Origin of the sequence: Nonomuraea longispora (assembly GCF_004348345.1) — a bacterium.
GTDB classification, from domain to species: domain Bacteria; phylum Actinomycetota; class Actinomycetes; order Streptosporangiales; family Streptosporangiaceae; genus Nonomuraea; species Nonomuraea longispora.
In genome coordinates this window covers 32,659-50,227 of the sequence record NZ_SMJZ01000040.1, presented here as the reverse complement: position 1 = coordinate 50,227, position 17,569 = coordinate 32,659, and the positions used below count along the sequence as shown (strand labels likewise).

Annotated in this window: 17 protein-coding genes and 4 tRNA genes; 15 read left to right on the top strand and 6 right to left on the bottom strand. The window is 68.1% G+C overall.

All coding sequences use genetic code 11. The features are described from left to right. The coding region (locus E1267_RS44300; protein ID WP_220449463.1) for a hypothetical protein at positions 1–718 on the top strand (718 nt) is incomplete at its 5' end. A gap of 11 nt (positions 719–729) precedes the next feature. Continuing rightward, a complete protein-coding gene (locus E1267_RS13440; RefSeq protein WP_201762127.1) occupies positions 730–2,100 on the top strand; it encodes a hypothetical protein in 1,371 nt (456 codons plus the stop codon). A gap of 611 nt (positions 2,101–2,711) precedes the next feature. Here E1267_RS13440 and E1267_RS13435 read toward each other — a convergent pair. Both E1267_RS13435 and E1267_RS13430 read right to left on the bottom strand, forming a co-directional pair. Next, positions 2,712–2,787, bottom strand: a tRNA-Lys gene (locus tag E1267_RS13435). Positions 2,788–2,837: 50 nt separating this feature from the next. After that, positions 2,838–3,992 carry an acyl-CoA dehydrogenase family protein gene (locus E1267_RS13430; protein ID WP_132332772.1) on the bottom strand — a complete coding sequence of 385 codons (1,155 nt, stop codon included), beginning with the start codon at positions 3,990–3,992 and terminating at the stop codon, positions 2,838–2,840. A gap of 93 nt (positions 3,993–4,085) precedes the next feature. Here E1267_RS13430 and E1267_RS13425 point away from each other — a divergent pair, with 93 nt between their 5' ends. Beyond that, entirely contained in the window at positions 4,086–4,385 is a 300-nt protein-coding gene (locus E1267_RS13425) for a PspC domain-containing protein (protein ID WP_132332771.1), read from the top strand. On the opposite strand, the gene E1267_RS13420 is transcribed toward E1267_RS13425, so the two are convergent. After that, positions 4,386–5,651 (bottom strand): MFS transporter, encoded by a 1,266-nt coding sequence (locus E1267_RS13420; protein ID WP_342774812.1) that lies wholly within the window; start codon positions 5,649–5,651, stop codon positions 4,386–4,388. Positions 5,652–5,761: 110 nt separating this feature from the next. Further along, positions 5,762–6,112 carry a metallopeptidase family protein gene (locus E1267_RS13415; protein ID WP_425465076.1) on the bottom strand — a complete coding sequence of 117 codons (351 nt, stop codon included), beginning with the start codon at positions 6,110–6,112 and terminating at the stop codon, positions 5,762–5,764. A 33-nt stretch (positions 6,113–6,145) separates the two neighbouring features. On the opposite strand from E1267_RS13415, the gene E1267_RS13410 reads away from it, so the two are divergent. The 12 genes from E1267_RS13410 (at position 6,146) to E1267_RS47185 (ending at position 12,396) form a co-directional block, all read left to right on the top strand. Then, positions 6,146–7,705 (top strand): metallophosphoesterase family protein, encoded by a 1,560-nt coding sequence (locus tag E1267_RS13410; RefSeq protein ID WP_132332768.1) that lies wholly within the window; start codon positions 6,146–6,148, stop codon positions 7,703–7,705. Then, positions 7,706–7,778 (top strand) — tRNA-Glu (locus E1267_RS13405). It abuts the gene before it with no gap. Between the two features lie 90 nt (positions 7,779–7,868). After that, a tRNA-Asp gene (locus tag E1267_RS13400) sits at positions 7,869–7,943 on the top strand. Between the two features lie 5 nt (positions 7,944–7,948). Next, a tRNA-Phe gene (locus E1267_RS13395) sits at positions 7,949–8,025 on the top strand. 129 nt (positions 8,026–8,154) lie between these two features. Continuing rightward, positions 8,155–8,406 carry a type II toxin-antitoxin system Phd/YefM family antitoxin gene (locus E1267_RS13390; RefSeq protein ID WP_220040079.1) on the top strand — a complete coding sequence of 84 codons (252 nt, stop codon included), beginning with the start codon at positions 8,155–8,157 and terminating at the stop codon, positions 8,404–8,406. Beyond that, on the top strand, positions 8,391–8,798 hold the full coding sequence (locus tag E1267_RS13385) for a PIN domain-containing protein (RefSeq protein ID WP_132332767.1): 408 nt from the start codon (positions 8,391–8,393) through the stop codon (positions 8,796–8,798). Before E1267_RS13390 ends, E1267_RS13385 begins: the two co-directional genes overlap by 16 nt. A 443-nt stretch (positions 8,799–9,241) precedes the next feature. Beyond that, complete coding sequence (locus E1267_RS45640; RefSeq protein ID WP_220449462.1) at positions 9,242–9,601, top strand: SMI1/KNR4 family protein; 360 nt, start codon at positions 9,242–9,244, stop codon at positions 9,599–9,601. Between the two features lie 8 nt (positions 9,602–9,609). Beyond that, positions 9,610–9,966, top strand: coding sequence for a hypothetical protein (locus E1267_RS45635; protein ID WP_220449461.1), 357 nt, complete (start codon positions 9,610–9,612; stop codon positions 9,964–9,966). Positions 9,967–10,242: 276 nt separating this feature from the next. Beyond that, positions 10,243–10,527, top strand: a complete 285-nt coding sequence (locus E1267_RS13375; protein WP_132332766.1) for a hypothetical protein — start codon at positions 10,243–10,245, stop codon at positions 10,525–10,527. Between the two features lie 102 nt (positions 10,528–10,629). Further along, entirely contained in the window at positions 10,630–10,932 is a 303-nt protein-coding gene (locus tag E1267_RS13370) for a hypothetical protein (protein WP_132332765.1), read from the top strand. 17 nt (positions 10,933–10,949) lie between these two features. Next, positions 10,950–11,213 carry a hypothetical protein gene (locus tag E1267_RS13365; RefSeq protein ID WP_132332764.1) on the top strand — a complete coding sequence of 88 codons (264 nt, stop codon included), beginning with the start codon at positions 10,950–10,952 and terminating at the stop codon, positions 11,211–11,213. A 193-nt stretch (positions 11,214–11,406) separates the two neighbouring features. Beyond that, positions 11,407–12,396: a helix-turn-helix domain-containing protein gene (locus E1267_RS47185; protein WP_132332763.1), complete on the top strand. Its 990-nt coding sequence runs from the start codon at positions 11,407–11,409 to the stop codon at positions 12,394–12,396. Here E1267_RS47185 and E1267_RS13355 read toward each other — a convergent pair whose 3' ends face one another. Both E1267_RS13355 and E1267_RS13350 read right to left on the bottom strand, forming a co-directional pair. Next, complete coding sequence (locus E1267_RS13355; protein ID WP_132332762.1) at positions 12,397–16,011, bottom strand: S8 family peptidase; 3,615 nt, start codon at positions 16,009–16,011, stop codon at positions 12,397–12,399. It lies immediately after the preceding gene. Positions 16,012–16,137: 126 nt separating this feature from the next. Continuing rightward, entirely contained in the window at positions 16,138–17,496 is a 1,359-nt protein-coding gene (locus E1267_RS13350) for an alpha/beta fold hydrolase (RefSeq protein WP_132332761.1), read from the bottom strand. Between the last annotated feature and the right edge of the window lie 73 nt (positions 17,497–17,569).

The window sequence follows — 17,569 nt, the reverse complement described above, 5'->3', positions numbered from 1 at the left end:
CGCCTCGGTTTACGGGGTGTTGCCGGACGGGCGGTTGACCTATACCGCGATCGACGCGGCGAGCGGTAAGCGTACGCATGGTGCGGTGGTCTCCACGGCGACTCTTGGGTTCACGCCTAAGGCGATGGCCACGCTGAATTTCAACACGATTCTGGTGACCAAGGCCGATTCCGGTGGCATGCTCTATCGCGTCGACGTCCGTACCAACAATGAGAGTTTGATTTTTGAGCCTCCTGTCTATTTGGGCAAGGGCTACACGCATGAGTTGCTGGCCTATGACGGCAAGAGTCATCTGTTCGGCATCGCCAACGGCACTCTGCTGCGTTACACCATCACGGTGGCCAAGCCCAAGCTGAGCAATATCACCGGTGGCACCACCATCGGGACCGGGTTCACGCTCAAGACCCTCACGGCCACGGGACCGGACTGGATCCTGGGCACCACCACCGGCGGGCAGCTCCTCTCCTACCGGATCAGCGGTGCGGGCAGTTGGAAGCGGTATCAACTGCGCGACACCACCTGGCAGAACTTCGATCATCTGCTGTCGCCCGGCGGGGGCGTCTACTACGGCCATCACCGTGAGAACTCCCTGCATCGCTACTTCGACAGCGACCCCTACGACGGTCAGGGCGGCGACCTGACCGGCCAAGGCACCGTTGACACCAGCGGGTGGTCCCAGAGCCTGCTGTCCGCCCAGCCCGCCACCGTGACCTCGTGAAAGGGGCCCGCATGCTCAGCTCTCTTCTCTCGCGTGCCGGCATTCTGGTCACGGCGGTCGTCACCGTGATCGGCTTATCGGCCATCGCCTTCCCCGCGGTCGCCGAGCCACCGCAGCAGGAGGAGTTGCGACTGGAGCCGCCCGCCACGTCGGACATCACCGCCGCCTACCAGCTGGCCGCGTGCGACCCCGACGGTCCCACCTCGACCGACTCGTCCCTGGCCACCAAGCTCAACAGCACTCTCGACGACAAGATGCGCGGCTACATGTCCGCCTACCGCGTGTCCTGTGCCCGCAAGGTGATCAAGGCTGTGTACGACCGCGGACTGGACCGGCGGGCAGCCGTGATCGCGGTGGCCACGATCATCGTGGAGACCAGCGTCCAGAACATCAGTGAGGAAGTCGACCACGACAGTCTGGGGCTGTTCCAGCAGCGCGCCTCCTGGGGAAGCAGGTCGCAGCGTCTCAACCCCACCTGGGCCACCAATGCCTTCCTCGACAAAATGCTGCGGGTCTACCCGAACAACAGCTGGAAGTCCGCGCCGATCGGTGAGGTGTGCCAGGCCGTGCAGGTGTCGGCCTATCCGGACCGGTACCAGGTCCAGGCCGGCGACGCACAGATCATCGTCAACACCATCTGGCCCTATGTCAGCGGCCCGAAAGGGGTCGCCTCGGTTTACGGGGTGTTGCCGGACGGGCGGTTGACCTATACCGCGATCGACGCGGCGAGCGGTAAGCGTACGCATGGTGCGGTGGTCTCCACGGCGACTCTTGGGTTCACGCCTAAGGCGATGGCCACGCTGAATTTCAACACGATTCTGGTGACCAAGGCCGATTCCGGTGGCATGCTCTATCGCGTCGACGTCCGTACCAACAATGAGAGTTTGATTTTTGAGCCTCCTGTCTATTTGGGCAAGGGCTACACGCATGAGTTGCTGGCCTATGACGGCAAGAGTCATCTGTTCGGCATCGCCAACGGCACTCTGCTGCGTTACACCATCACGGTGGCCAAGCCCAAGCTGAGCAATATCACCGGTGGCACCACCATCGGGACCGGGTTCACGCTCAAGACCCTCACGGCCACGGGACCGGACTGGATCCTGGGCACCACCACCGGCGGGCAGCTCCTCTCCTACCGGATCAGCGGTGCGGGCAGTTGGAAGCGGTATCAACTGCGCGACACCACCTGGCAGAACTTCGATCATCTGCTGTCGCCCGGCGGGGGCGTCTACTACGGCCATCACCGTGAGAACTCCCTGCATCGCTACTTCGACAGCGACCCCTACGACGGTCAGGGCGGCGACCTGACCGGCCAAGGCACCGTTGACACCAGCGGGTGGTCCCAGAGCCTGCTGTCCGCCCAGCCCGCCACCGTCACCTGAGCCCGATCGACTACGAGCAGCAACCCGATAGTCTGCTCAAAGCAGCATGAACCCCGTGTCCATACTCCGGGGGGAACGCCCCTCAGCGATCCGTGCCTCGAGTTGCGCCCGCATCAGCCTCCTGGGTGCCTTAGCCTGTGAGTTGGCAGGAGAGGGTGAGCCATGTGAATCGCCCCGGCTTCGGTGAAGCTCCACCGAACTCGGGGCACATCATAAGTCTCCACCGAAACTGGGGCGATTCAGGTCGGCGCATGGATCCTGGATCGGTTATTCCATCTCTGCAAGATGGACGGCCGCCGCATCGACCGGGCGTGTACTCGGCCGAAGGCGGCTTGACCACTACTTGGACGGGTCTGCGATCAAGTTCGGCGTGTCTCGCCCGACAACGCTTCCGTTCAGCCCTTCTCTTGGGCGTCGTTCGGGTCTGGCGTTACGATTCGGTCTGTGGCGGCCGACGCCCGAGAGCGAACCGCTACAATTCGCCCTCGCTTTCGGTCCGCCGATGTGCCGAACGCGTGCCGAAGAGCATGTGACGAGCATGAACTCAGCCATCTTCGCCTCACAGAAGGCGGCCGAGAATCGAGAAAGTGCAGGTCAGGCGGGGTACAGAGTGGTAGGGCGCCCGGGGCTCGAACCCGGAACCTACGGATTAAAAGTCCGCAGCTCTGCCAATTGAGCTAACGCCCCCTAGCAACAGCAAGGGTACAGAGATTACCGGCCTGTCCGCGACGCCTGCATCACCGGTAGGCGGCGAGCCCGGTCAGCGCTTCCCCCAGCACCAGCGTGTGGATCTCCTGTGTTCCCTCGTACGTCAGCACACTTTCCAGGTTGTTCATGTGCCTGATCACAGGGTACTCCAGGGTGATCCCGTTCCCGCCCAGGATGGAGCGGGCCTGGCGGGCGATGTCGAGGGCGGCGCGTACGTTGGCGAGCTTGCCGAAGCTGATCTGCCGGGGTTCGAGGCGGCCCGCGTCCTTCAGTTCGCCCAGGTGCAGTGCGGTGAGCTGGGCCTGGGCGGTGCCCACGTACATCCACGCGAGTTTTTCCTGCGTCAGCTGGAAAGCGCCGATGGGTTTGTCGAACTGGACGCGGGTCTTGGCGTAGTCGACGGCCGCTTCGAGGCAGGCGCGGGCGGCGCCGACGACGCCCCAGACGATGCCGTAGCGGGCTTCCGACAGGCACGACAGCGGGCCCTTGAGGCCGCTGACTCCGGGAAGGACGGCGGAGGTGGGCAGGCGGAGGTCGTCGAAGTAGAGGGAGGAGGTGACGGAGGCTCTCAGGGAGAGTTTCTTGTGGATCTCCGGGGCGGAGAAGCCGGGGGCGGAGGTGGGGACGACGAAGCCGCGGATGCCTTCGTCGGTCTGGGCCCAGACGACGGCGACGTCGGCGATGGAGCCGTTGGTGATCCACATCTTGGCGCCGTTCAGGATCCAGTCGGATCCGTCTTTCTTGGCGTACGTGCGCATGTTGGCGGGGTCGGAGCCGTGGTCCGGTTCGGTGAGGCCGAAGCAGCCGATCGCCTCTCCGGCGGCCATCCGGGGCAGCCACTCTTCTTTCTGCTCGTCCGAGCCGTACCGCCAGATCGGGAACATCGCCAGCGAACCCTGGACGGACACGAACGACCTGAGCCCGGAGTCGCCGGCCTCCAGTTCGCGGCAGGCCACCCCGTACGACACGGCGTCCGTGCCGGCGCAGCCGTAGCCTTCCAGGTGCATGCCGAGCACGCCCAGCGACCCGAGGGCGGGCGCGAGCTCGCGCGCGGGGAATGTGGCGTCCTCGAACCAGTCGCCCACGTGCGGGAGGACGCGGTCGGACACGAAGGACTTGACCGTGTCGCGGATGAGCCGCTGATCTGCGGTGAGCCGGTCGTCCAGGCGCAGCAGGTCGTCCATCGCAGGGGTCCTCTCGTCGCGTAAGGGACTACCAGGGTTCTACCAGGGACAATCCGGATGTGCTAACACCGGCCTGCAGGGCAGTCTTGAGGCATGAACGATTACGGCAACGTCAAGAAGCTGCGCAGGACTCACAAAGGCCGGATCGTCGCGGGCGTGTGCGCCGGCGTCGGCGAGTATGTGGGGATCGACGCTAACATGGTACGGATCGCGCTGGCGATCGCGACGCTGTTCGGCGGGCTGGGCGTCGGCGTGTACGTGATCGGCTGGCTCCTCATCCCCGACGAGCAGGCCGAGACCTCGATCGTCCAGGACCTGGTCAACAAGCAGCAGAACCGCAGCACGAGTACGCACACCGACTGGAACAGCGGCGACCACAAGCCCCAGCCGTGATCATGAGGGCACGCGGGCCTCACCAGGAGACTCGGTCCAGACCACGGCGAGCACGGCGGCGCTGATCAGCCCGGCAACTCCCGCCAGCGCGACCACCGGCTCAGGACCGAGTCTCTCCGCCGCGAACCCTCCGACGAGGATCCCGACCCCCTGTACGGCCATCAGCCCCGACTGGACGAGGCCGAACGCCTGGCCACGCCGTTCGGCCGGCACATTCTGCACGAAAGCGGCATTGGCCGCGAGTTGGTACGCCCCACCGACACCCGACAACACCCACGCCGCGAGCACCACGGCGAGCGGTGGCCGCAGCGCGGTCACGATCAGGGGCGCGCAACTGAGCATGGCCATCCACCCCATGAGCCGCAGCCGATGCGGCGGCGACACGAACCTGCTGAACAGGAACGCCCCCACTACCGTCCCGGTCGGCATGGCGGCCATGAGCAGCCCGGTGATCACCGGGACCGGCAGGGCGCCGGTGTGGAGGGTGGCCGCGTACGGGACGGCGAGGCCCTCCGGCAGGATGTAGAAGCCGCACAACCAGGCGAACAGGACAATCGTCCGCAGTTTCTTCGACCCGAACACGAGCCGGGCCCCGGCTCTCGTCATGGTCCACATGGACGGTTTGGCGCCGTCGTTGTGGGCGGCGGGGCGGCGGTGTACGCCGGTGACCAGGATCAACGCGGAGCCGAGGAACGTCGCGGCGTCGAGGGCGAGCGCGCGATAGGGACCCATGGTGGCGATCACCGCCCCGCCGGCCGCGAACCCGAGCATCTGCACGGCCTGGTTCGTCATGTTCTGCAGGGCTGAGCCGATGACGTACATGTCGCCTTCGAGCACCTCGGGCAGCAGCGCCGCCCGCGCGGCCGAGAAGGGCGCACTAAGCAGCACCACGAGGAACACCAGCGCGCACAACGCCCAGAACGGCATGCCGGGCACGGCCATCACGGCCACGAGCGCGGCCCTGAGGAGGTCGCAGGTCAGCATGACGCCCCTGCGCGCGAACCGGTCGGCCAGGCCCGCCAGCAGCGGCCCGCCCACGATCGAGGGCAGGTAGGTCAGCGCGTAGACCGCGGCCGTGGCCAGGGCCGAGCCGGTGCGGTCGTAGACGAGCACCGCGAGCGCCACCTGGGCGAGTTGGTCCCCGAGGAGGGAGAGGCCCTGGCCGTACCAGAGTGCCCGGAACTCCTTGATCGCGATGACTTCTCGATATGTGGCTTGTTGTCCTTCGGCACGCCGATGCCGTCCTGGCAGCCGTCGCGCTCGCATGGCCCCCATTGGACTCCGCGGTGCCTGACTCACTGTGTTCGGTATGTCACCTAAGGTTGCCGAACAGAATGGCAAGCCGCAACCCAAAGAAGTCAACCGGAAGCAAAGGGTTACCAGCCGAGTTCGTGCAGCCTGGCGTCGTCGATGCCGAAGTGGTGGCCGATCTCGTGGACGACGGTGATGCGGACCTCCTCGATCACGTCCTCCTCCGTATCGCAGATCTGGCATATCGCATTGCGGTAGATCTCGATGCGGTCGGGAAGAACTGCCGAGTACCAGTCGCCACGTTCCGTCAGGGGGATGCCGGTGTACAGGCCGAGCAGGTCGGGCTCTGGTGGATCGTCGACGACGGTGACGACGATGTTGCTCATGGTGCCTGTGAGGTCTGAGGGGATCGTGTCCAATGCCTCGGCCACGAGTTCCTCGAACTTCTCCCGGGTTACCTCGATCACACTTGCCATTGTGCCCCGCCTCTCAGGTATGCAAGAAACGGTATGAAGTTCGTCCACTGGTCAAAGGCAGCCATCCGGTCGAGGGCCTCGAAAGCCGTCGCGGTGCTCTTCGTCGCCGCTGTGGGCGCCTGGCTGGGCATCTTCTTCAGCGGCACCGTACGCGCCGAGATCGGTCCCGTGGAGACGGGCATGTCGCTGCGGCCGGCGTGGAGCGGCGAGACCGTCGTGGACGCCAGCCCGCTCGGCACGCTCACGTTCCGCACGCACGCGGCGCCGCTCAGGCTGCGCATCACCCTCGAGAACATCGACCAGGACCGCGCCCGAGCCCTCCTCGAGGACCCCCGGCTGGCCGACCGCCTGCCGGCGTTGATCGAGACCGACCTGCTGGACGGCGTGCGCGCGCTGGTCATCCGCTCCCTGCTGTGCGCGGGCGCGGGGGCGCTGGTGGCGGTCCTGATGGTGTTCAGGAGGCCGCGCGTGGCGCTGGTGGGGCTGCTGGCCGCCTCCGTGGCGCTCGCCTGCACGGGAGCGCTCGCCGCGCTCACCTTCCGCCCCAACTCGCTCGTCGAGCCGCGCTACTCGGGCCTGGTCGCCGCGGCGCCGTCCCTGGTGGGCAGTGCCGAGTCGATCGTGACGCGTTTCGAGTCGTACCGGTCGCAGCTCACCAAACTGGTGACGAACGTCTCCAAGCTCTACGACACCGTCTCGACGCTGCCGTTGTACGAGGCCGACCCTAAAACCATTCGAGTACTCCACGTTTCGGACATCCATATCAACCCCATCGCCTGGAACGTCATCCGGTCACTCAAAGACCAGTTCGCCGTGGACATGATCATCGATACGGGCGACATCTCGGACCACGGCACCAAGGCCGAGAACAAATTCGTCAACGAGATCGGCCGGCTCGGGCTCCCCTACGTCTTCGTCCGCGGCAATCACGACTCGATGACCACCCAGAAGGCGGTCGCCAAACAGAAGAACGCCATCGTCCTGGACGACAAGACCAGAACCGTCGAAGGGCTGAACATCTACGGCCTGGGCGATCCCCGCTTCACCCCGGACAAATCCGTACCCGTCTCCGCCGAGCCAGGCACCCTCGACGAGTACGCCCGCTCCCACCTGCCCAACGTCGACGAGCCGGACCTGATCGCCGTCCACGACCCCGACGTGGCCAAGGGCTTCTCCGGAGCCGCCCCCATGATCCTCGCCGGTCACACCCACGACCGCAGGACCACGATGTTCCGCTCCGGCACCCGCATGCTCGTCCAGGGCTCCACGGGAGGCGCCGGACTGCGCGCGCTGGAACACGCCGAGCCGACCCCCGTCCAGGCTTCGGTCCTGTACTTCGACAAGGAGACGAAACGCCTGCAGGCCTGGGACGACATCACCCTCGGCGGGCTGGGGGAGCAGTCGGTTTACATCCAACGTCACGTGGAGGCCGACCCAGACCGTATGATTTCTCCAGAGCCAGCGAACGCCCCGTCGCCAACGGGATCCGTCACTGGCACACAGACGCCGACCGCCGGTTCGCCGCTTTGGCATCAGAGGCAATCGTCCCCTATGCTTCAGAGGTCTCCGACGGAAGGCGACAGGGAATCCTGAGCCCCCATCGTCTAGCGGCCTAGGACACCGCCCTTTCAAGGCGGCGGCACGGGTTCGAATCCCGTTGGGGGCACAGCGAGCGCCTGGCAAAACCGGAAAACGGCTGGTCGAGGATCACCGGAAAGCTGGTAAGCTAAGCGAGCGCAAACAGCAAGAAACACAAGGTCCTGTAGAGCAGTTTGGAGTGCTCGCCACCCTGTCAAGGTGGAGGTCGCGGGTTCAAGTCCCGTCAGGACCGCTCTGGGTCAGGTAGCTCAGTTGGTACGAGCGTCCGCCTGAAAAGCGGAAGGTCGGCAGTTCGACCCTGCCCCTGACCACCAGCCTTGAACAGCCAAGATGCCCCGTAGCGAAGATCGCTCCGGGGCGTTTTTGTGTCCGCTGACGGCAACAAACGCGGCGGACGGTCATCCAGATAAGAGTGGATCAGATAATCTGATTTTATGAAGGTGATGACTGCCACTGAGGCGTCTCGCAGCTTCGCGACCGTCCTCGACGAGGCCGAGCGCGGGGAGACGATCGTGGTGACCCGTGGCGGGAAGCAAATCGCCGTGATCGGCCCCGCGCCCACCGCGCCGGGGCGTATGGTCAAGGCGTTTCTGGCCAGAAGCTCGGGGAGGCTGGACGCCGACTTCGAGGCTGATGTCGCGGCGGCCCGTGAGGCGGTCGACGACGAGATGAGGGGCACGTGGCCCGACGCCTGATCCTGGACACGGGCGTGCTCATCGCCGCCGAGCGAGGCAAGGCATCCGTGGACGTCGTGATCGAGGACGCCGATGACGTGGCCATTGCGGCGATCACTGTGGCCGAACTGCTCGTCGGTGTGGAGATGGCCGATGCGGCCCGACGACCGAATCGGCAGGCCTTCGTGGACGAAGTCCTGGCGTTGATTCCCGTCGAGGAGTACACAACGGACGTCGCCAGAGTCCATGCTCGTCTCATGGCGCATGTCCGACGAGAAGGTAAATCTCGGGGAGCGTACGATCTGCTGATCGCAGCGACGGCCGCGGCCACTGCGAGAACAGTGATCACAATGGACGCCTCGGCCGCCTTCGATGATCTTCCAGGCGTCCGCGCACAGGTGGTTCCTCGCTGAGCGACGACGGCAACGTCGGCCACCAAGACCACACCTAGGGCACTCTTGGCCACCCGTCGGCACCTGGTCGAGGCGGCCCATCAGCCTGATCGCCACACCTGAAAAGCGGAAGGTCGGCAGTTCGACCCTGCCCCTGACCACCATCTTTGAACAGCCAAGATGCCCCGAACGGATTGCCGTTCGGGGCTTTTTGATCTCGGCTGACAGCAACAGTGACAGCAACGTCATAGATGCGCGGGTGAGGACGGAGTCCGTGGATTCCAGTCACCAGGGTTCCCCAGAGATCAGGTGTCCACCAAACCGGGTCAACTCCACTACCTGGCCTTGGGTCAACTCCACTTGCGGATGAGACTAGCGCGGGCTGTGTGCAACCAGAGGTGTGGGGGGTGTGAGGTCGGCCCAGAGTGACCTTCGGACTTTCAGGCAGCGATAACCTCCCGACCATGACGACCTTCGAGGTGATTCAGGAGTTCCCGGCGGCAATGGCTGACCGGGCTGGAGCATGGAACTTCATCCGTGGGTTTGCGGCGACATGGAGGTCTCCGCTGGCCGACGGCGACGGCTGGTCCGAAGCGGACTTGGATGCCGCCGAGGCGCGACTCGGCCTGCGCCTTCCCGCAGCGCTGCGGGAGGCCTACCAGCTCTTCGGACGCCGCACGGACCTGACCAGCCTCCAAGATGTGCTGCTCAGCCCGGCGGATCTCAAAGTCACAGATCAAGCGCTGGTATTCCGCGTTGAAAACCAGGCCGCTGTCTTCTGGGGCATACCGATTGCTGGCTGGAGCAGCCCGACCCTCCCGTGATCTTCCGGATGGACCTGGCTGACAAGGGCGCCGAGAGCTGGGATAGCTGGCTGGACCGTTTCTCGCACGCCTGTGTGGAGCTCGTGTTGTCGGAGTCGCTCTTTTCCTCCGAAGACCTCGGGGACAACCGAGAACTCGCTGAGGGCGAAGGCAGCGCGCTGGAACAGCGCTTCACGCGGCTGCCGCTGCCCGATTACCCGACGTCTCAGACCGCGGTTCCAGCCGTCCGCTGGTTCGCCGATCCGGACCTCATCATCCGCGACGACCAGCGCACCTGGATCTGGGTCCGGGCCCGAACCGCTGAAGCACTCGCCCAGATCCGCATCGAGCTGCCCGGTGATTGGATGATGGACTACTCCTACTGAGTCCGCTGAACCGTCGATGCACCCTTCGCTTCGCGAACCCAAGGAGTAGCCCCAAGGCCGTCGGCTGCCGGCCGAGACCCGCTTACGCCGCCCCGCGCCCGGCTCGATCAGGCCATGACGCACCAGCGCCCGATACACACCCATCCGCGACGGCGGCGGATCCACACCCCGCCCCGGGTTCGACGTAATTCGGAGCTTCTAGAGGGGACTGTGGCCTGAACATGCAGGTCAACGGCTGTGGGCGGACCTTCCGGGCCGAAACCGCCTAGAGACGCGATGACCGCCGACGTGGGCGAGCACGTGGCCGACGCCGTGCGGCCCTGGTCGTTCGGTATCGCCACCAACCTGGTCGCCGGGCATCGGCGCAAGGAGGCACGCCACTACAGGCCGCTTTCCCGATCGGCGCAGGAGCCGGCGGCGGAGGGTCACGAGAACAGCGTGGTCACCTCGGTGTCCGCGCAGCGCATGCAGCCCCGCCCGGCGCAGGCGCCGGCCAGCCTGTCTAAGGGCGAGCGTGAGGTCCTGCTGCTCGTGGGGCTGGGCCAGCTCAGCTACGACTAGGTGGCCCGGGCACTCGGCATCTCCTCGGGCACGGTGGGTTCACGGCTCAGCCGGGGCGTGTGAAGTTCCACGCCATCATCGACAAGGAATCCATGGGCTTCGATGGCTCGTGCCGGGTGTCGGGCGACGGCCGGCGCTGGTCCAAGGGCTGCCAAGGGCAGGACGGAGGTCACGCTCGCCATCGACGGGCTCGACGTCGGCACCGCCACGATGGTCGGCGGTGGCCGGCTCGCCGAGCGCGGTGGGACGAGCGAGGTGGGGAACGCCGCGGTCACCGGGCCGTCGTACGTGTTCCCGGGCGGGAGCCGTACCGGAGATCGGCTGGCCTTCTCCGGGGCGCGGTTGCTCGCGGGCGGCGGCGAGGGCAGGTCTCCGACACGGCCGCCACCGGCACCGCGACCCTGACCAAGGACGGGCGCGAGGTGGCGAAGGCCGATCTGACCTCCTGCGGTGCACAGCAGCAGGAGGCGTGCCGGCTGAGCGCCGAGGTTCCCGCCGGGGCGGGCGAGTACGCGCTGACCGCGTCCATGCGCAGGCAGGTCGAGCACTCGGCGCAGTCCACCGGCGTGGAGTCGGTGCGGACGTTCCGGTCGGAGCGCACGTCCGAGGAGCCGGTGCCGCTGATGGCGGTCCGGTACGCCTCTGGGGGGTGGACGCGTACAACGGGGTCGAGAAGAGCAGCGTGACGCGGGTGCCTCTGTGGATCGAGCGTAATCCCGGATCCGCGCAGGGCGCCGGGCTGACGGCTGACCCGGACGATCACCGGCGCCCGGGCGTGCGGGCCGCTCCGTTGAGTTTGCGGACGGACGGCAGCACGTTCGGGCCGCTGCGGCATATGTGGGCATATATGCCCATTGGTATGCATGTCATCATGGGGGCATGCTGGAGGTTGCCGGGCTGGGTGAGGTGGAGGAACGGGCGTACCGGTTACTCGTACGGGCCGGTGAGGCGGACCTGGCCGGCCTGGCCGAGGAACTGGACCTCACGCGGGAGGCCGCGACCGCCGCGCTGGAGGCGATGGCGGGCATGGGGCTCGTCCGCGAGATCGAGGGCAGCACGGGACGCAGGTTCGCGCCGGTGGCGCCGGAGGTCGCGCTCGGCCCGCGGCTGGTGCGCCGGCAGGAGACCATCGACTGGGCCCGGCAGGCGGTCGACCAACTCGCCGAGGAATACCGCGCCAGCCTGCGCCGCAGGGACGCCGACCGGCTCATCGAGGTGCTGCCCAGCCGGGCCGCGCTGCGCGAGCAGGTACGCCACCTCCAGGACAGCGCCCGCGAGGAGGTCATGTACTTCTGCCGCGCTGGGCACGTCGTGATGCCCTCGACGGACAACACCGAGGAACTCGAGGCGCTCGGGCGCGGCGTGGCCTACCGGGTCATCTACGAGCGGGCCCTGCTGGAGGAGCCCGGGATGGTGGCCAACGTGGCCTTCGGCATCAAACTGGGCGAGCAGGCGCGGGCCGTGCGTTTCCTGCCCGTGAGGATGATGATCGCCGACCGCTCCACCGCCCTGCTGCCCCTCGTGCAGTACGCCGGCCGCACGACCGAGCCGACCGCCGCGCTCATACGGGGGAGCAGCCTGCTGGAGGCGCTCATCGCGTTGTTCGAGGCCCAGTGGGAGCGGGCCACGCCGATCAGGTTCCTCGATGACGGCCAGGTCACCGACACCGCGCCCGGCTGCCCGCTGGACGCCGACGAGCTCTACCTGCTCTCGCTGCTGGTAGCCGGGGTGCCGGAGAAGTCGATCGCCAGCCAGCTCGGGCTCAGCCTGCGTACGGTGCAGCGCCGCGTCTACCACCTGATGCGGCTCGCGGGCGCGCAGACCAGGATGCAACTTGCCTGGCATGCGGCCCGCGAGCGCTGGTTGTAGCTACTTCACCCCGTACGCCCGGGTGACGGTCTGCTCGAACCGGTCGCCCGAGGCGCCGGTCGCGGTGACCCGCAGCGACACTCCTGTGCCGGTCTTGCGGTGGGAGACCAGTGCCTTGTACTGGCCGTGCCCCAGGGGGAGCAGCGCCAGCCTGCGCCAGGTCCTGCCGTCGTCGTACGACAGCTCCGCGGTGAGCTTCCTCGCCTCGCGAGCGGTGAAGCCCAGCGCGACCGGCAGCGTACGGTGCACCTTGCCCTCAAGGTCGGCGGGCACGTCGTAGTCCACGCCGAGCAGCGGCAGCCGCTGCGTGCCCTCCGGCCGGGCGGACCTGAACGTCCACGCGCTCTCGGTGGCCGTCGCGTAGCGCCACTCCTCCGAGGTGCGCGTCGTGGACAGCTCCAGGCGGTACTCGGCGTCGCCCTGGACGGCGGCGATGTCGCCCCGCAGGTTCTTGCGTTCCTCGACGAGTTCGCCGTCGCGGTAGCCCCTGGCCGCGGTGGTGTCCTTGTCGTTGCTGTCGCCCGCGTAGCCGTAGTGGCCGTCGGCGTCCACGAACTCCGGCACCCGCACTGACAGGACGTCGCCCGTGCGCGTGGCCTCCGTGACGGCCGGGCGTACGACGGGGGCGAACCACCGTTCCCTGGCGATCTCGCCCGCCCGGTACGTCCTGGGCCGGTCGGTCAGGCCCCCGCGCAGCCGGCTCGACGACTCCCACGTGAGCGTGTGCTGGACCACGTGCTGCCACTGGGTGTCGCCCGAGCTGACGTACTCGGCCCTGCGCAGCGGCGTGCGCACCACGCGCTGGGTCTCCATCTGCCGGCCCAGGTCGTAGGTCTGCCACGGCCGCCACCCGAACCGCTGGTCCTTGCCGTACGAGCCGCCGCCGGACTCCTGGTAGCTCGTGTCGACCCTGGCGGTGTTACGCCAGCTGACCTCGTGCACGATCCGGTCGGGCACCCGGCCCGAGGAGACCTGCATGACCTCGTACAGGTAGGGGGTCGCGAACTGGCCGGTCACGTCGAGCGTGGCACGGCCGGCGCGGGCCTTGTCCAGCAGCACCTGGCCGCGGTCGTGCGTGATCATCAGCGTGGGCAGCGGGTCGCGGTCGCCCACGGGCGTCCACGGCTGCCACATGGCCCTGCCGTCGGGCCCGACCACGACCACCGCCGCCGCGCCGGCCGCGGCGATGTCCTTCAGCTTGCTTGTCCAGTCGCCGAACGTCGCGCTGGTGATGACGACCGCCTTGCCCTTGACGTCGATCCCGCCCACGTCGCCCGTGCCGCCGTCGACCAGCTTCCAGCGCTTCCTGCCGTCGATCTCCGGCGAGCGGATCGTGGGGCGCACCACCAGCGGGTCGCGGCCCAGCCGGGCGCTCACCCGGGGCGCCGCGAGCTGCCAGCGCGAGGAGAACTCGAAGGTGCCGTTGCGCACCGGCGCGGTGGGGGTGACCGCGAGCCCGTCGACCGAGGGGAAGTTCATCGCGCTGGACGTGATCTTGCGGGAGCCGTACGTGCGGTGGGTGAAGTAGGTGGAGATGCCCTCCTGTATCACCTCCTGGGAGGTTTTGATCTCGATCGGTACGGCGGTCCTGGCGTCGAGCACGACCTCCATGTCCGAGGTGACCGGCAGTTCGGGGTTGACGACGAGGGAGTCGACGGGCAACTCGTCGTGCGTCTCGCCCATGATCGCCTGCATGTGGTAGGTGCCCTCCGGCACCTCCACCGTCCAGCCCTCGTGCTCGCGCAGGATGTAACCGTAGGCGTCGTCCCTGGCGGCGGCTCCGTACATGGCGATCAGCGGCACGCGGGCGGGACTGCCGTCCCGTTCGATGCCGGTGAAGTGCACCTTGTGCATCTTGCCGCGCCGGGTCAGCGCGAGCGTGGTGTGCGCGGCCACCGAGCCGTCGGCCGCGGTGGCGGTGACGTGGCCGACGTGCCTGCCGTGCACGAGCTTGGTCAGGTCCACGGTGGTCTCGACGGTGGCGCTCGCCCCGGCGTCCACGGTGAGGGTCGTCGCCGACAGGTTCACGGCGCCCTCTCCGGGGGCGTCGCCGTCCAGGTTGCCCAGGATCGCGGCGACGGTCAGCGAGACGGGCTCCTCGCCGGTGTTGGTGTAGGTGATGGTGCCGCCGGGGGTGTCGGTCCCGTCGTCCTCGAACACGCCCATGCTGAGCGACGCCGTGGCCGTGACCGCCTGCCGTACGGCGCGGGCCACGTCGAGACGGCCCCCGCCCTGCTCGTACGGCGTCTGCCCTTCGACGGTCTTCGCCGTCGACACCAGCGCGTCCTTGAGCTGCCCGGGCTTCCACTCGGGATGGCGCTGCGCCAGCACGGCCGCCGCGCCCGCCACGTGCGGGGTGGCCATCGACGTGCCCGACAGCTTGGTGTACCCGTCGTCGACGGGCGTGCCCAGCTCGGTGCCCGCCGCCCGCGCGGCGACGATGTCCACGCCCGGGGCGGTGATGTCGGGCTTGAGCGCCTCGTCCAGGCGCGGGCCGCGGCTGGAGAACGGCGCCAGCGCGTCGTTCGCGTCCACCGCGCCGACGGTCAGCGCGGAGGTGGCGGCTCCCGGCGAGCCCACCGTGTAGTCGTCGCCCTCGTTGCCCGCCGCGATGACGAACAGGCTGCCGGTCTCCTCCGTCAGCACGTCCACCGCCCTGCTGAGCGGGTCGGTCCCGTCGGTGGGGCCGCCGCCGAGGCTCATGTTGACGATGTCGGCACCGCTTTCCCGAGCGGCCCACTCCATGCCTTCGAGCACCTGCGACTCCGAGCCGTTGCCGTTGGCGTCCAGCACCTTGCCGATGACCAGCTCCGCGCCGGGCGCGACGCCCTTGCGCAGCCCGCCGGACGCCTCGCCGGTGCCCGCTACCGTGGCGGCGACGTGGGTGCCGTGGCCGTGCTCGTCCTTGGCCGAGGGGTCGTCGGTGAAGTTGCGGGTCCCCGTGACCTTGGACGCGACGTCGGGGTGCGACTCGTCGATCCCGGTGTCGAGGACGGCGACCTTCACGCCCTTGCCGTCGTACCCGTCCTGCCAGGCCTGCGGCGCCCCCACCTGCGGGACGCTGTGCTCCAGCGACGCGGTGACCTTCCCGTCGAGCCAGATCTTGGCCAGCCCGTCGCGCAGCCGCGGCTCGTCACCGGAGCGCTCGGCTCCCCAGAGCACGGGCAGCGCGTCCTTGTCCGCCCGCAGGGCCCGCGCGTTGACGCTCTTCAGCGTGACGGCCTGCCGGTTCTCCTTGTACGCCAGGATCAGCGGCAGGACGTCGCTGCTCTCGTCGTCGTACCCCTGCTCGATCAGGTCGCTGACCGAGAACAGCCGCTCGTCCATGAGCCCCCGCGAGAGGTAGGGGACCATGTCGGCGGGGGTGACCACCAGGTCGCCGTTCTCCTCCTTGGTGAAGAACCTGACGTCCTCGCGGCCCTTGCCTGGTTGTACGGTCGCCGCGCGCTTGCCGCCCGCGAACTCCTGGACCGTCACCACGTCACCGGTGATCAGTGTCACCCGGCGCGGGTCAGAACCTGCTGCCGGCTCCGGCGCCACGGCGTGCGCGGGCACCGGTACGGCAATCATCGCCAGGCCCGCGCCGATGGCGGCCAGGCGGGTGATCCATCGCATGAACGAACCGATCTGTCTGTGGGGGTGGCCCAGGCTTCACTCGTTCAAGAGAATGGAGCATCGCGCCTGCTCATAAGGGCTGGTCCGGGTGAGCAAACAACGACATGTCGTGAAAACGACAACCGGTCAGGAACACTCGGTGCCGCGGGGCGGGAGCTTGCCCGTGGTGACGTACGCGCTGACGTGGCCGATGACGCAGGCGTTGGCCATCGCGGCGAACAGGTTGTGCCCAGGACCGTCGAACCTGATCATCCGGCTGCCCCTGACCTGCTCGACGACCCGCGACGTCGGAGCATAGTCCAGCCACGTGCCCGCGCCCAGCATCGGCGGCACCTTCCCGGGCAGTGGCGACGGCGGGTTGGCGACCGGCGCGGGCCAGCCCGCGCAGGTGAGCGGGGCGTGCCAGGCCATCGGGAACGCCGCCCCCGTGTTGGGAGCGACCTGGCGCAGCCGCCTGACCGTGCGCGCCAGGTCCCGCTGGCTCTCGGTCCGGGGGAAGTCGAGACACTCCTTCACGCCGCCGCCCATGAGACCGGGGTACGGGTTCCGCCCGCCGGGCGCGAACCCGGAGGCGTCGCCGCCCTCCGCCACCTTGATCGCCGCGAGCAGGGCGTCCCACCCGGCGGGGCCGCGTCCGGCCTTCTGGCTGCCGAGAGCGCGCAACTGCGTGCCGTCGTAGCGGGCGTCCACCTCCGGGGCGGGAATCGGCTCCTTGTCGGCCTTGGCGACCAGCCTGCGCCAGCGCCGCTCCACGCCCTTGGGCGCCCAGGCGAAGAAGCGGTCCATCTGGTGTTCGCGGTCGCGGGCCATGGCGGTGAGCTCACGATCCCAGTTCGCGGCGCCGTGGTTGCCGGTGCCGTCGACGTACATCGTGCGCACCCGCGCGGGGAACTGCCGGGCGTAGGCTTGGGCGATGATGCCGCCGTACGAGGTGCCGATGAAGTTCATCCGCTCCTCGCCGAGTGCCCGCCGGATGGCCTCGGCGTCGCGGGCGTCGCTCGCGGAGTCCATGTGGTCGAAGAGCACGGGGTCCGTGTCGCGGCACCGGTCACCTCTGACCTTGTTCGCGGCGGCGAGCCGGTCGAGCCCGGCCTGGTCACGGGGGAAGGCGGGGGTGCGCAGCAGGCTCCAGTCGCACTGGAGCACCGGCGTGCTGAGCCCGGGGTAGCCGCGCGGGTCCCACGTCACGACGTCCATGGACTGCCGGATCCTGGTGAAGATCTTCGCCACGGACCGCATTATGGCGATCTGGTCGCCCTGCGGACCGCCGAAGTTGATCATCACGGTGCCCTTCTTCTCGCCGGTCGCGGGCAGCCGGGCCACCTTGAGCGTGAGCTTCCTGTCGCTGCCGGGGGCGAGCGCGACGGGCAGGTCCGCGCATCGCAGCTCGGAGGCGGTGTCCCCGGGGCAGGCCGCCCACGTGAGGTCCTGCGCGGCCGGGGCGGGTGTGGTGAGCACGGTGAGTGCCAGAAATGTACGGATCACGCCGACACGCTACGGAGCGGCCGGCCCGCCCGTCTGCCGCCGGAAGTCGCCGGAGGTTGTTCTCCAAAGTTGA

Bases quoted from the DNA above. Each gene is read 5' to 3' on its own strand.
- E1267_RS13440 (WP_201762127.1), top strand. From the start codon at position 730: ATGCTCAGCTCTCTTCTCTCGCGTGCCGGCATTCTGGTCACGGCGGTC.
- E1267_RS13430 (WP_132332772.1), bottom strand. From the start codon at position 3,992: ATGGACGACCTGCTGCGCCTGGACGACCGGCTCACCGCAGATCAGCGG.
- E1267_RS13425 (WP_132332771.1), top strand. From the start codon at position 4,086: ATGAACGATTACGGCAACGTCAAGAAGCTGCGCAGGACTCACAAAGGC.
- E1267_RS13420 (WP_342774812.1), bottom strand. From the start codon at position 5,651: ATGCGAGCGCGACGGCTGCCAGGACGGCATCGGCGTGCCGAAGGACAA.
- E1267_RS13415 (WP_425465076.1), bottom strand. From the start codon at position 6,112: ATGGCAAGTGTGATCGAGGTAACCCGGGAGAAGTTCGAGGAACTCGTG.
- E1267_RS13410 (WP_132332768.1), top strand. From the start codon at position 6,146: ATGAAGTTCGTCCACTGGTCAAAGGCAGCCATCCGGTCGAGGGCCTCG.
- E1267_RS13390 (WP_220040079.1), top strand. From the start codon at position 8,155: ATGACTGCCACTGAGGCGTCTCGCAGCTTCGCGACCGTCCTCGACGAG.
- E1267_RS45640 (WP_220449462.1), top strand. From the start codon at position 9,242: ATGACGACCTTCGAGGTGATTCAGGAGTTCCCGGCGGCAATGGCTGAC.
- E1267_RS45635 (WP_220449461.1), top strand. From the start codon at position 9,610: ATGGACCTGGCTGACAAGGGCGCCGAGAGCTGGGATAGCTGGCTGGAC.
- E1267_RS13375 (WP_132332766.1), top strand. From the start codon at position 10,243: ATGACCGCCGACGTGGGCGAGCACGTGGCCGACGCCGTGCGGCCCTGG.
- E1267_RS13370 (WP_132332765.1), top strand. From the start codon at position 10,630: ATGGCTCGTGCCGGGTGTCGGGCGACGGCCGGCGCTGGTCCAAGGGCT.
- E1267_RS47185 (WP_132332763.1), top strand. From the start codon at position 11,407: ATGCTGGAGGTTGCCGGGCTGGGTGAGGTGGAGGAACGGGCGTACCGG.
- E1267_RS13355 (WP_132332762.1), bottom strand. From the start codon at position 16,011: ATGCGATGGATCACCCGCCTGGCCGCCATCGGCGCGGGCCTGGCGATG.